We start from the raw sequence: 14,317 nt of genomic DNA, 5'->3' as shown, positions 1-14,317 counted from the left end.
CTCCTGTGCTTTCTTTGTAGTAAAGTTTATATGTCAGGCATTATCCGCCTGTTAAAGTACATTTGAAAAATGTACTTTAACAGAAAGACAATATTATGCGTAGAGTGCGAAAACGGCAACACACTCTACGCAGACTGAAAATAAACAGGGGGTGTATATCAAAAATGCCGTTTTAACTTATAGGCTTGATTATGTAAAAATCAGTTTATTTTCTCCAATTCTGCTTTTAACTGTTTCAGTGCAGTGTTTTTTTGTGTATATACACTGTCCACGCTTGTATTAAGCAGATATGCAATTTCTTTTAGTTCCATTCCTTGAATAATATGGAGTGCAATTATAATGCGTTCTACTCTTGCAAGTTTTAAGATTGCATTTACATATTCCTCTTGTTCAAACATATCAATAATTATTCTTATTGATACTTTATCCAAGAATTTGCGGTATTCCTCTGTTATAGCCTTTGGGGTGATTTGTGCAATATCTGCAAAATCATCATTTGTTTGAGGATATTTCTCGAAAAGTAATTGCTTTAATAAATAGTCAAAATAGCTGAACATCTGTTTCACCTCCTGACTTTCCTTTTTGGAAAAGTCAGGAGTGAAGTATCTGTTAATATTATTAAATCATATTTTACAGTGAAATCTAAAGTTGAAATCAAAATTTTTTTATTCACATTTATTAGTCCTCCGCTCATAACTTTTAGAACAAGTTTGTTGTTTGGAGATAATTTATGGAGAACGTATATAAGGAATTTTTATAAAGAGTAATAAAAAAACATACCAACAATAATACTTTATTGTTGGTATGTTTTGCAAAATCTGTTTATTTAGATATGACGGTTCTATAATAATGCATAGTTCCGTTTTACTGAGGACTTTGTATTTTTTATTGATTTATAAAAACATAGTTTTGACATAAAAAAATACTCCTTTAATATTTGTTTGGGAGTATCATATTAATAAACACTTACCAAACAAGATATATTTGATTTGTGTTATTTATAGATTTAATAATTCTATAATATTAGATATATTAAATCCTTTAAATTTTCTTAAAAGCACTGTAAACTGTATAAGGAGGTGAACTGTCAGTGCTATATACAGCCGATAAATTAGGCGAGATCATAAAGACATCTCGCCTAAAAATGGGACTTACACGCGATCAATTATCAGAAAAAATAGGAATTAGTCCTCGATATTTAATGTCTATAGAACATGAGGGTAAAAAACCTAGTTATGATGTATTATTTCAACTTATACGCTATCTTACAATCAATGCAAATGATATATTTTTCCCAGAAAGTATTGCAGATACTAATGAGGAAAGAAAACTTTTAGATCAAATGATTAAATTATGTGACAAGTATGAAATAAATGTTATTTTAGCTACCGCTAAAGCCCTGCTATCAAAAGATAGAAAATAGAAATTGCCACAAAAAAGGCAGTTTCTATTTGCTGTTTCTATATTTTTCAAGAGTATTCGGAACCTTAGGTTGATAGAATGAACCGCCACACATCTGATCCAATGACTGAATAGCTATCATAAATGCAAAAGAACATACTACGGAACCTATCTTGAAAAATAGATTTTTGATATTCACTGTACTACACCTCCTTTTATTTTTTCAAATAATAAAGATATACTCACTTGAAAAAAACCTAAAGATAAGACCAGGGAGAGAGTATATTGCTTTATTAAAACAAAAATAATAACAGTACACATAATAAATATTGATATAATGATGCTATACTGTCTGTGACGATATAAATCGCTTTCTCTAACGGGATTGTTTTCATGTACTATAGGTGATAGTTTCCAAATTACAATAAATGATGGTATTAATAATCCCAATATGATTATTGATGGCTTAATTGTAACAATGTTTACAATAATAAGTATTAATATATATATACTTGTTGTCAGTATAAAACATCGTTCAGGTGTCTTGGCATGGTATCCTCCAGTATGATGTCTTAGAACAAATGTAGAAGTAATATATAATATTGTTTCTTTAATCTTACCGCTATATATCATTATTAAAGAAATAGTACTCAAATTCAATAGTATACTCAACAGGAGCTGAAACCCATATATGTATGAATCAATATCATCATTTGATATTATACTATTTTTAGCAAAAAATAAAGCTATACTTTTAGACAAGCGATTAATCATAAAAATCATCCCTTCGCCAAAAGTATAGCAAATAAAACAAGAAAAGACAATAAAAAAGAGTGAATATATTATATTTAAGAGTGAATTTGCTTTTGAGGATTATCCATTAAAATAATTAAAGTTGTAATTCCATTTTTATATGAAATACTCAGATGACCGTTATATTTCTTTATAGCCAGTTTAATACTTTTTAAACCTAAACCATGAAATGTAGCATTCTTTTTTGTTGTTAAAATTATATTATTTTTAGTTTTTATTGGTAAAGAAGAGTTTTCAATTTGTATCTTGATATGCTGTTTATCTGAAGCTATATCAATTATAATGAATTTTTCTCTCACTTTGCAGCATGCTTCTATAGCATTATCAATTGCGTTGCATAAAATTGTACTTTTATCTGCGGCTAGAATATTTAATGGTTCAACAATACGATTTACTTTAACAGTATATTTTATATTGGCAGCTACAGCTTTTTTACACTTAATATTTAGAATAGAATCGAAAGTTATATCATTTGTATAAGTAATTCCAAGAGGAAGTGCAGATAAACTTTTCAGACTTTGTATAAATTCTTGAGGTTCGGATATATAGTGATTATCAATCATATTCTGCATTATAGTCATATGCTTATTTATATTATGATTTAATGTGCGTAACATTGTTTCGTTATTTGCTAATAATTTATAGTTTTCTTCCTGTTTTGCAATAAGTTCCTCTGCCGCTTTTAATTGCAATTTTGAAGAATAACTATCTATAAATTCAAATACTACAGTGTTAAAATACAATAATCCGAAAATTATAATGACAAGTAAAGATATGTATTTAATATCATGTATATTTGCTAATACCATAAGGATATCTGTACTAATAATAATAAAAAGACTGAATATTGGAAATAGTAATAGCATTATCCAATATTTAGGCGGCATTGATGCTTGTTTGCGACTGATAAATAACGAGACAGAATACATCATAACAAAATTTAATAATAAATTTATAGCCATGCCTAAATATCGTTGTAATCCTATTGTACTTAAAGTATTATATTGAACATTCAAAACGGATGCAGTAATGAATCTTGTCAATATGTCACATATAATAAAAATTACAAAATATATTGATATCATGATAATTTTGCGTATATGTGACCCGTCAAATAATAATATTAGAAAAATACTCCAGAGCACAAATGTTATACCAAGATTTATGTAAGTAGGAATGTACGCAAATGAACGCACTATATGTATTATAGAAACTATTATGATAGCAGAATACTTTACCAGTGGTTTCTGTGTCTTGAGTGATAAAGTTTGCTTAAAAAAGAATAATACAATAAAAATTTCGAATATAGAATTTATAATTTCTATACAAATACTCATAGATTCACTCTCCTAATGAAGTCTCTTTTAAATAACAGTCTTCCGCTATATATTTATAGCGAATGCCGATGGGAATAGTTGTATGTTTTTGATCATCTAATACAAAAAAACCATCACTTCGCATAACATGTACATGTTGAAAATTAACCATATAGCTTCGATGACAACGTAGAAATCCGCAATCACTCAGTTCATCACATAAATCTTTCATTTGTTTATAAAGTTCAAAATCGCCTTTTGTTGTATGTAAAGTAACAACATGATTGGAGATGCTTATATAATAAATATCACTTAAAGAGGTTCGAAATGAATATCCATTATATGTGCCAGATATTATTTTTTGATTTCTGTGATACTCGGTAAACACTTCATCTATGCGTTGCCTAATCAGTTTCTCTGGCTCTGTTTTTAAAATATATCTAAATGGTTGATATTCATAACCTTTGATAGCATATTTGTTGTAGTTAGTAAAAAAAGAAATAATACATTTTTTGTTATTATTTCTTAAAGCTTTGACGATTTGAAAACCGCTTATATTATTATCAAGTTCAATGTCTAAAAAAGCGATATCAAAACATATTGAAGAAGATAGTAATTTTTCTGCTGAACTAAAAGAAAATATGCTACAATTATATTGCGATAATTTGTTCTTTAAATTTTCCAAGAAAATAATATCATCATCACATAATGCTACATTCATAATTCAATTTACCTTTCTATAAATTCCTTTGTATGGAAATTATCATGTCCAAAACAAGCTTTTTATGGTTTTCAGGAAAAAGCTTTAAATTGTTAATAATCTGATATTCAACAGAGTCAAAATCTTTTATTAAAGATTTATCGGTTTTAATATCAAAAATATAATCTAAAGAAATTCCTAAAATTTTAGAAATACTCACAAACGTTTTAATTCCAGCCTTTCTAGTACCAGACTCAATTTGTGAGAAAAAACTTGGAGTTATACCAATCTTTTCAGATACCACTTCCTGTGTCAATCCCAGGATTTTTCTTTGAGTTTGTATTCTGTATCCTGCTTCTTTATAATTAATCATTATATTCCCCTTGTTTCAAAGATGGCTTTGCTTTTCGTATATATTTTATATCAAAATTTGTCGAATTATAATAAAATATTAGCCATATAATATTTGCTATAAGTCTATATGTGTTTATTAAATTCAACAGTATACGTTCAGATATGACATATATACTCTAAAACCTTTACATTTTAGGGTAATTAATGATAAAAATAATTATGATATGATGTGATATTATACAAAATATATTGGGGGGATTAATTATGACTTAGAATTTAAAGTTATTGTTTTATTTGTAAATAAGTTTGTTATGTGTAATATTGCATCAATAAAATATACCACTTAGAAAGGAAAAGGATAGGTGTTTAAATGAGTAAATTACTAAAAATTAATGTACTATGTATTGTTATTTCTATGTTGATAAATATTTTCCCTGATATAGTTGGAGCAGAGGATTATTTATGGGGAAATAGGAACAGTTCAGAAATGTTTAATGTCGATGATTATATTACATCAGCAGAAGAAATAGACAATGATAATGAAAATGACTATGTTGAGCCATATAAGCAGTTTCTCATTAAATATATTGATAGTAATGGTGAAAAGTTGGAAATTGAAAAAACTTACATAAATCCGTATTTTGACATGATACAACTTTCTTCTGAAATTGATACAGAGCAATATATTAAAAATCTTAAAGAAAATAACGAAAATATTGCTTATATTCAACAAGACTACAAACTGATTTTATCCACTTCGGATACTGAAACAGAAACTGTACCAGAAACAAATATAGAGGAGAATAATCCTTTCGGATTGAAAACGATATATCCTAAAGAACTATTTCCTACAAATCAATCACAAGAAACAAATATTGTGGATTCAGTCATTGACACAAATAATGTTATTGTTGCCGTTATTGATTCTGGTATTGATATTGAACACGATGCTCTTAAAGACAATATATTTGTAAATAGCGCTGAGATAGCAAACAATAGTGATTCTGATAATAATGGATATATTGATGATATTTCAGGATGGGATTTTGTTAATAATACTTCTTTATCTTATGAGCATAATCAAATAGTAGAATATAGCCATGGAACTCATGTTGCAGGTATTATTGCTGGCAATTCTGATGAAATTCAAGGTGTACATTCTAAAGCTCAAATATTACCACTAAAAGCTTTTGAAAGTGGTAGTGGATATACAAGCGATATTATTAAATCTATAGATTATGCTGAAAAAATGGGTGCCAGTATTGTCAATTGTAGTTTTGGTTCAGATGATAAAAATAGAGCTTTGCAAGATGTGATAGCAGCTTCCCATATGTTATTTGTATGTGCAGCAGGTAATTCCGCAAGGGATTTGAATGATTATCCTGTATATCCTGCGTCTTATGATTTGGAAAATGTTATTTCAGTAGCAGCTATTGACAATGGCGGCAGTATAGCATATTTTTCGAATTATGGTGATGCTATTGACATTGCAGCAAATGGTGTAAGTATAAAATCATCGATTCCCGAAAACGAATACGGCAATAGTTCGGGAACTTCTTCTGCAGCTGCATATATAACTGGCATTGCTGCCGATATAATATCTGAAACAGACATATCCTCATTTAATCAAATAAAAGAAAAACTTTGGAATACTGCCAATTATGCTGATACATTAGATAATGCAAAATATAATATAAAGGCAATAAATATTGCATCTGAAACATGCACATTAAATGAAAAATCAAACGATATTGGGAATTCTTCCATAAAAAGTTTTGATGAGCAAAATGATTCTTCTAGCACCGGATTAAAAGTTACTCAAATTTCTGCTGGAGGTTATCATTCTGCTGTAATGGTTGATGAGGATGCCTATCTTTTTGGTAACTTAGGTGCGATCGATGGAAATTATTATTGGGGTGAAGATGACGTAAGTGCTCCTGGATATAAAATGTTTGGGGTATCTCCGCCGTATGGTTCTTCTGAATCATTTGTGGTTAGAAAAATAAGTACGCGAGGTGATCACAATCTAATATTATTAAGTGATGGTACTGTACGTTCTATCGGTAAAAATAACTATGGTCAATTAGGTGTTGGATATGTTGATGGTTATATTGGTGATGGGTATGAATCCACATGGCAGGTGTTAGGATTAACAAATATTGTAGATATTGCAGCAGGACACCAATTTTCAATGGCATTAGATTCTAGTGGAAGAGTTTATGCTTGGGGTAATAATAAAGATGGTCAGATAGGAAACGGTAATAGTTATCCTTTCTTTACAACACCACAACTCGTTACTGATATAAATAATATTAGTAGCATAAGTGCTGGTCATTATCATGCTTTGGCTCAAAAAGAAGATGGGACAGTATATGGATGGGGTCGTGCAATTAATAATGCGTTAGGAAATCAAAAAAATGAAAAATGCTACTCTCCTGTAGTTTTGGATATTACAAATGTAGATAAAATAGTTGCTGGATTAGATAATAGTTTTTTTATCAAATCCGATAATACAGTATATGCCTGTGGCAATAATGCTTATGGTCAATTGGGCAACGGAACTTTAAACAGTAGTCCGGATATTGCTCAGTTAAGCATTGATAATGTTGTTGATATTTCCTCAAATCTATCTACAATATTTTTAAAAAGGGACGGTACAGCATATGGCTGTGGTTCAAATGCGTATGGGCAACTAGGTATAGGTAGCATTGCAACTGTAGTGAGAAATATCGTTCAGATACCCGGAACATATGTTGCGATTTCAACAGGTGGAAACCATACTCTTTTCCTAAAAAGCGATGGATTATATTCAGCAGGTCGTAATCAAAAAAAGCAATGTGGTTTTGAGAATATTACTAACAATTATCTTATACCTACATTAATTCCGGAATTTGCACAAAATCAAGATTCTTCAGATAGCAATACTGAATTAATCGAGGAAAAAGAAATCAATATAACCACTGAAGAACCTTATACTATTGCTATATCTGTGACAAACATAGAGAACATAAAAAATAAAATATTTGTTGTAGATTATGATAATTTAAAACTTAGTTTAAATGATGTGTGTGCACAAACATGGAAAAAGGATTTGTCAACAGGTACAATAGCTGATACTGACATAACTTTAATTTCCGCAAGTGATTCGCAAATCAGATTCAAAGTAGATAAGCCTCAAGAATTTTTGTCTGGAACTATTAATTTAATTAAATTTGATGCTTTATCAAACTGTACAACAAAAATAAAAGTTACTGCACTAACACAATAATTTATAGAGAGGAATGTGATTATGAAAAAGCAAAAAAGATTAACAGCTGCAATATTAACAATATCAATGTTGCTATCGAATGTTGCATATGCTGAAGAATTAATAGATACAAAAGCAGTATTGGATAAAATCCATTCTACGATATCATATAGCTCAGATAAAATAAAGAATATAGCAAGTAATATATTTAATATTAATTCTGAATCAGGGTTTAGTTTTGAAAATGTAGAAAAAGATTTTATAGATCCTGGCGTGGAGCTTGATATAAGAGATATGCAGGCATTGTATGATATGGGATATGAACCGTCAGATATTGAAATGGCAGTAGAATTAGCTCCAATATATAATAAAACCCCTTATGAATTACTTAAATTAAAAGGTCAAAAAAAATATATACCCAATGAAGTAATTCGCCCACAATCAGCTGATAATATAGTTGATTCAGATATTATTGAAAATGATTCAATAGAAAGTAAAGATTATAATTTTACGGTTGAAGAATCTTCTTGGGATAATATATTAATGGGTCTAAACAAAGATAATACAACGATCAACGAAAATCAGTGGGAATTTATTAAACTATCTGGTATAGATCAATTAATTGATGAAGAGATGTTATCCGAAGAAGATAAATTGGAATTAGAAGACACAACAATAAACACTTTATCCACATATACCCAATCTTCCTCAATAAGTACGATTGATATGTATAATAATTATATATTTCCCAAAAGTGTTTTTGAACAGATTAATCAAGGCGGATATAACAATTCCGATGATATTTCTGTGAACGAATTAACAGGTAATAATTTTATTAAAGCCACCGATATAAATTTACCAGGAAGGAATGGGTTGGATTTAAATTTAACCAGATACTATTCAGTTGCAAATGCCAACAATTATGATGCAACTGTATCTAAAGATGCCAGTGGATCTAATATAGAAACAAAAAATTATTATGCTGTGTGCGGAAATCCAAAAGTAACAATCTACTATAATGAACCGCTTTCTGATGGAAGTACTCAAACTACTTCTATAATAAATGGTGTATATATTGCACCAGGACGTACAAACTATAACAAAAAACCTAATTACACATATGGAATGTTTGTAAGTGCTGATGCATATGATGAGGATTTTGAAAAATTAAAATCTGGTATTGAGCCGTCTTATATGTTCAGTAATGAATCAACAGCAAAGCAGTGCATATCATATGCAGAAAATGGATATTTTAATTATACTATAAATTTTAATACGGGTGGTAAAAGTAAAATTAGGAAAATAGAATATGATGCAACCGATTCTGGATCATTTAATGTTATTAATGTTGGTAGATATACAGTGACTTCGGATACTTCTACCTATAGCAACGATATAGATGACTCATCTTTTTCAAAATATTTTGATATTGGAACGGGTTGGGCTTTTGATTTCCCATATATAGAAAAACGATATGATGCTAATGCCAAAGAAATATATGAATATCTCCATATGGGCTCAAATGGTGTTTGGCAAATAGAAGATAATAGTTTAGTGGATTATTATTTAAAAGACATTCAATTATCAAGCGGTAATGGAAAATTCAACGAAGAATATATTGACTATATATTAACAGAGAAAAGTGGGAAAAAATACTACTTTGGTTCTGTTGGTCAATTGTTGGGAATAGAAGATAGATATAAAAACAAAATTTTATTTAGTTATGATAAAATACGCGATGGAAAACTGTATTACCCTAAATTAAAACAAATAACTGATAGTGTTGGACGAATAATAGATATTAAATATCAAAGTTCACAAGTAATAATAACTGTAACAGATAAAAATGACCCTTCTCAGAATCGTACAATTGAATATAATAAGACGGGTATAGGTCAAAATAATATGGTATTATCATCAGTAAAAAATGCTGAAGGTTATATCACGAAATATGATTATACTGATCAACAATGCAAGGTATCTATGGTAAGTAAGGATATTGATAAAACACCTTCTAATATTAATTACAAGTTACTTACCACTATATCATATCCTACGGGTATGAAAACTGATTTGAAATATAATACCATGAAAAAAAATTGTGGTCTTGGCGGTGTAATGGAAGTACCTGTATTCACTAGCAAGCAAATTTACAGTGGTGAAGAAAATGTAGCATCTACTAGGAAAAGCACAGAAGCATATGGTCGCGATCAAGGAAATAATAATTATTCTTCTGTTTATGATGGTTATCCAACATTCCGAAATATTAAGGAAGTTCCTGATGAATATAGGGTATACTCTTATACTAGAAAAAAATTATATAAACATGCACACGAAGAAAGAACACATTCGATATACAAAAAATCTTATAACGGAAACTGGTTAAAAGAATCTGTTTATGATGAATATGATGATACACCTTCTGAATCCGAACCAGGGCATACCTATGATACATTCACTGATTATGAATATAATAATCAAGAACTTCTTACGAAGGAAACAACAAAAATATATAATGATTTTAAGAATGATAATAAGAAATATGTTGAAACGTCAAAAGAATACACATATGATAATGGTAAATATGGAGATGTTCTAAGTGAACGAATCAATAACGACTCAAATTATACTACATATTACACATATGATTCTACATTCCATATTCCAATAAAAATATCAAAGAAAAAAGATAGCAGTACGACGATTATTACAAATTATACGTTAACATCTGATAAATCATCAATAGAAACCATGACAGTCACCGAAAATAATAGCACAAAAAAGAAACGTGCATATGTTTATGATGATTATGGAAATATTATTACTGAGAAAAGATATATAGGAAATAATAATTGGAGTGATTTTGTTGAAGTATCATATGATTATAACGATTTGCGTTCAGTAACAAATAAACTTGATGGAGTATATTTAAATAAAATATCAGTATCAGGAATTAAAGATATTGATGGTAACCTTGTTTCAGGCTCTACGGCAGGTACTGTATCAAAATCATACCAATATGATTGGTACGGTAATATAATATCAGAAACTGATGCTAACGGTCAGACATATCAATATACATATGACAGTCTGAATCGTGTTACTAAAGTAACTAACCCTAATTCTTCTACCACAGAATATACCTTCACTGTTGATGATAACACAAATGATGTTATGGTTAAAGATGCTAACGGAAATGTAATTAAGTATTCATACGATAATTTTGGAGAAGAAAAATCAATAACAGATGTGACAAATAACATACTACTATCTGACGTCAAAGAAAATTACGAAGCTGGAAACTATTATCAAGTATATGAAAGTACTCAATATAGTACTCAAAATGGCTGTATAAAAACACAAGTAGGCTATAATGGACTTGGTGAAATTATTGACAAAAAGATATTAGATGCCGATAATAAGATTTTACGTCATGAAAGTATATGGACGGAACATGCAGTTGATGACATGCTTACAAAAACCACAACACTTGTATATGGTGATACAGATGCTGAAAATGTCAAAAATATAAAGTATACTGATATTTATGGCAATATAGTCAAAGAAGAAACAGTATATAATGAAAATGATACCGAAAAAGCTGCTACAACCACATACACATATGATTATCTCGGAAACATAAAAACGATTCGTGAGCCGCGTGCAGCAGATGAGAATTGGTCATCAAATCAATATACAACACAATATGATTATGATGTTGATGGAAATGTAATAAAAGAAACAGATATTAATGGTAAGAGTATAACAAATACATATGACGGATTAGGTAATCTTATTTCTGTAAAAGATAAAAACGGTAATATAACAACGAATACATATGACAATCTTGGTAGATTACTTCAAGAACAAATTCCATTCCAAAAGAACGGTACAAGCACAGTATATTCAACTAACAAATATTATTACGATTCAAATGGTAACTTAACAAAATCGCAAACAGCGAATAATGCTGTAGGTGAATCGGTATCATATACTACAACTGAATATCAGTATAACTGGCAGAATCAGCCTACAAAAGTAAGAGGTTTTGATGGGAATAATGTAGAAAGCTGCGTACAGTATTATTATGACAGTGTCGGAAATATATTAAGAATGTACACGGGAGATGTGGACAATCTTGTTATTAGTGGACTTGATAAGGTCAGTGGTTCAAATGATTATGCCGTTACAAAGTATGAATATGACAATATGAATAGATGTACAACGCAAACTGATGCATTAGGTCAAAAAGTAAATAACACTTATGATATTAATGGAAATCTAATAGAAACGGTTGACAGAAACGGCAATATTTTAAGTTATACTTATGATGAATTAAATCAGCTTACACGAAAAAGTTCAAGTAAAACGACTAATGACACGTATACTTATGCTTATAATAAAAAAGGGCTTCGTACCTCTATGATAGGTAGTGACGTAAATACTACATACGTTTACAATAACCTTGGACAATTAGCAAAGGAAGACTTGACAGATGGCACAGTCAAGGAGTATAATTATGATATGAATGGAAACCGCAAGAGTTTCACACTCACAAAAGATGATATTGTTCAATATACACTTACCTATGACTATGATAAGCTTAATCAACTTACAACCGTATATGAAAATGGTGATGTGAAGGCAGAGTATACATACAATCCTGATGGAACATTAAAAAAATCATCATATGGAAATCAAACAACTGATTATTCTTATAATCTTGCAAATATGCTTACTGAGGTAAACAACGCAAACGGAAGTACACAGATTTCCAAATACACTTATACATACTATGTAGACGGAAACCAAAAGAGTAAGACAGAAAGCGTTGCGGGAACTAACAAGGGTACAACAAACTACACTTATGATGGATTAAACAGACTTGTCAGCGAGCAAGCACCCGATAAGACCTACAGCTATCAGTATGACAGCTACGGAAACAGAAGCCAGTTAAGCGTTACGGGCGATGAAACATACACCACAAGCTACACATACGATAAGAATAACCGTATGCGCAATCAGACCAAGACAGCAGGAACGGCAAAAGAAATAACAGACTTCTGGTATGACCCCAACGGTAATCAGATTTCAAGCATGACGGTATCAACAGGCGGTACAGGCACGGCAGGAGTAGGCATTGCACTTGTTGGGGCTGATAATACCAACAGTTACAGCGAGTACAACAGTTGGAATCAGCTTACAAGGACTATGCAGAACGGCAAAACCTCAAGCTATACCTACAATGGTGACGGACTGCGAATGAGCAAGACCATAAACGGTGTTAAGACGAGCCATATCTGGGACGGAACAAACATTGCAGCTGATGTATCCGGCTCAACGGTGACAAAGTACATAAGAGGTTTACAGCTTATCTCCTCAAAGAAGGGCAGCAACGAGAACTTCTACACCTATAACGGACATGGTGATGTTGTTCAGCTTACAAACGGCACAGGAGCAATAACAAAGCAGTACAGCTATGATGCGTTTGGCGTGGAAACAGATAAAGCTGATAATGATACTAACCCATTCAGATATTGCGGAGAGTATTATGATACCGAAACAGACAGCATATACCTAAGAGCAAGATATTACAGACCAACAGCAGGACGGTTTATCACCGAAGACCCGATAAGAGATGGATTGAATTGGTATAGCTATTGTAGAAACAACCCTATTATATTTATTGATCCGTTGGGGTTGGTTTCTGTAGGATTACGAGATTATGCCGGAACTTATTCGGGTTCAAGTGTTGAGTGGGATGAATCTACACGAACCGCAACAGTTAGTTGGAATGATAAGTCGTTTAGTGTCTTATCTGATTCGAAAAATAATGTAGACGGTAGAATACAAGTTGATGATTCTCTATTCATTCAAGAGTTTGGAATAGGAGATGAACAAATGGTAGTCTATACGGATTCTGTTACGGGCAATTCATCTATACGCGTTAATTTTAATATTACTGATAATACCAATACAACCATTAACAATATGACATATGCAGATGCATTTCTTAATGGTGTAAGTAATGATTGGAGCAGTACTACTGTTGCATGTCATACTGGACAACATGCAAATGGCATTGTTGTTAACATCAACAATGTAACTACAGCGAATGATTACTCTCGGTCATATCTTGGAGGACCGATAAACATGTTTGTAGGAGATGGAAGAACAGGATATACATATTCATTGGCAGATTTTATGTCTACCTCTGCTCATGAATTTGGTCATGCAGGTTTTCATGTATATGATATTTACCACTATACAGATCCTAATACGGGATCGACAAAAAGAACAGATCCTAATATTAGCGTACCATTTAAAAGTATTATGAATTATCAATTTGGGCTTGGTGGAGCGCAACCAGTTGACTATGACATAATTTTTACGAATAAAACATGGACTCTTAATAGTTGGTTCTATTATAGTAGTGATAGTAATACATTAGATAAACATATTGGTGCTGGGAATTGGTAATAAATA

The 14,317-nt window shown here is 30.7% G+C and carries 9 protein-coding genes; 3 read left to right on the top strand and 6 right to left on the bottom strand.

Annotated elements, in window-relative coordinates; translation table 11 throughout:
• Positions 1-200 precede the first annotated feature (200 nt).
• Positions 201-557 carry an RNA polymerase sigma factor gene (locus ACLTU0_RS01835; RefSeq protein WP_412321157.1) on the bottom strand — a complete coding sequence of 119 codons (357 nt, stop codon included), beginning with the start codon at positions 555-557 and terminating at the stop codon, positions 201-203.
• A 533-nt stretch (positions 558-1,090) separates the two neighbouring features.
• On the opposite strand from ACLTU0_RS01835, the gene ACLTU0_RS01830 reads away from it, so the two are divergent.
• The gene (locus tag ACLTU0_RS01830; protein WP_412321155.1) at positions 1,091-1,423 is read left to right on the top strand and encodes a helix-turn-helix domain-containing protein; all 333 of its coding nucleotides are present in this window, start codon (positions 1,091-1,093) and stop codon (positions 1,421-1,423) included.
• Between the two features lie 24 nt (positions 1,424-1,447).
• On the opposite strand, the gene ACLTU0_RS01825 is transcribed toward ACLTU0_RS01830, so the two are convergent.
• The 5 genes from ACLTU0_RS01825 to ACLTU0_RS01805 all read right to left on the bottom strand — a co-directional run bounded on the left by ACLTU0_RS01825 (position 1,448) and on the right by ACLTU0_RS01805 (position 4,603).
• Positions 1,448-1,600 (bottom strand): cyclic lactone autoinducer peptide, encoded by a 153-nt coding sequence (locus tag ACLTU0_RS01825; protein ID WP_412275437.1) that lies wholly within the window; start codon positions 1,598-1,600, stop codon positions 1,448-1,450.
• Entirely contained in the window at positions 1,597-2,175 is a 579-nt protein-coding gene (locus ACLTU0_RS01820; RefSeq protein ID WP_412275436.1) for an accessory gene regulator ArgB-like protein, read from the bottom strand. Before ACLTU0_RS01820 ends, ACLTU0_RS01825 begins: the two co-directional genes overlap by 4 nt.
• A 74-nt stretch (positions 2,176-2,249) precedes the next feature.
• A complete protein-coding gene (locus tag ACLTU0_RS01815; protein ID WP_412321153.1) occupies positions 2,250-3,023 on the bottom strand; it encodes a sensor histidine kinase in 774 nt (257 codons plus the stop codon).
• A gap of 532 nt (positions 3,024-3,555) precedes the next feature.
• On the bottom strand, positions 3,556-4,251 hold the full coding sequence (locus ACLTU0_RS01810) for a LytR/AlgR family response regulator transcription factor (RefSeq protein WP_412275434.1): 696 nt from the start codon (positions 4,249-4,251) through the stop codon (positions 3,556-3,558).
• A 16-nt stretch (positions 4,252-4,267) separates the two neighbouring features.
• Positions 4,268-4,603 (bottom strand): helix-turn-helix domain-containing protein, encoded by a 336-nt coding sequence (locus ACLTU0_RS01805; RefSeq protein ID WP_412275433.1) that lies wholly within the window; start codon positions 4,601-4,603, stop codon positions 4,268-4,270.
• Positions 4,604-4,954: 351 nt separating this feature from the next.
• Here ACLTU0_RS01805 and ACLTU0_RS01800 point away from each other — a divergent pair, with 351 nt between their 5' ends.
• Together ACLTU0_RS01800 and ACLTU0_RS01795 are read left to right on the top strand one after the other, a co-directional pair.
• Positions 4,955-7,852: a S8 family serine peptidase gene (locus ACLTU0_RS01800; RefSeq protein ID WP_412321151.1), complete on the top strand. Its 2,898-nt coding sequence runs from the start codon at positions 4,955-4,957 to the stop codon at positions 7,850-7,852.
• A 21-nt stretch (positions 7,853-7,873) separates the two neighbouring features.
• Positions 7,874-14,311, top strand: coding sequence for an RHS repeat domain-containing protein (locus tag ACLTU0_RS01795; protein WP_412321150.1), 6,438 nt, complete (start codon positions 7,874-7,876; stop codon positions 14,309-14,311).
• The last annotated feature ends 6 nt before the right edge of the window (positions 14,312-14,317 follow it).

Source organism: Hominilimicola sp., from assembly GCF_046972485.1.
GTDB classification, from domain to species: domain Bacteria; phylum Bacillota; class Clostridia; order UBA1381; family UBA1381; genus Hominilimicola; species Hominilimicola fabiformis.
Note: the sequence above shows the minus strand (reverse complement) of the source record. Positions and strands in the feature narration are given on the sequence as shown.

Bases quoted from the DNA above. Each gene is read 5' to 3' on its own strand.
- ACLTU0_RS01835 (WP_412321157.1), bottom strand. From the start codon at position 557: ATGTTCAGCTATTTTGACTATTTATTAAAGCAATTACTTTTCGAGAAA.
- ACLTU0_RS01820 (WP_412275436.1), bottom strand. From the start codon at position 2,175: ATGATTAATCGCTTGTCTAAAAGTATAGCTTTATTTTTTGCTAAAAAT.
- ACLTU0_RS01815 (WP_412321153.1), bottom strand. From the start codon at position 3,023: ATGGTATTAGCAAATATACATGATATTAAATACATATCTTTACTTGTC.
- ACLTU0_RS01810 (WP_412275434.1), bottom strand. From the start codon at position 4,251: ATGAATGTAGCATTATGTGATGATGATATTATTTTCTTGGAAAATTTA.
- ACLTU0_RS01805 (WP_412275433.1), bottom strand. From the start codon at position 4,603: ATGATTAATTATAAAGAAGCAGGATACAGAATACAAACTCAAAGAAAA.
- ACLTU0_RS01800 (WP_412321151.1), top strand. From the start codon at position 4,955: ATGAGTAAATTACTAAAAATTAATGTACTATGTATTGTTATTTCTATG.
- ACLTU0_RS01795 (WP_412321150.1), top strand. From the start codon at position 7,874: ATGAAAAAGCAAAAAAGATTAACAGCTGCAATATTAACAATATCAATG.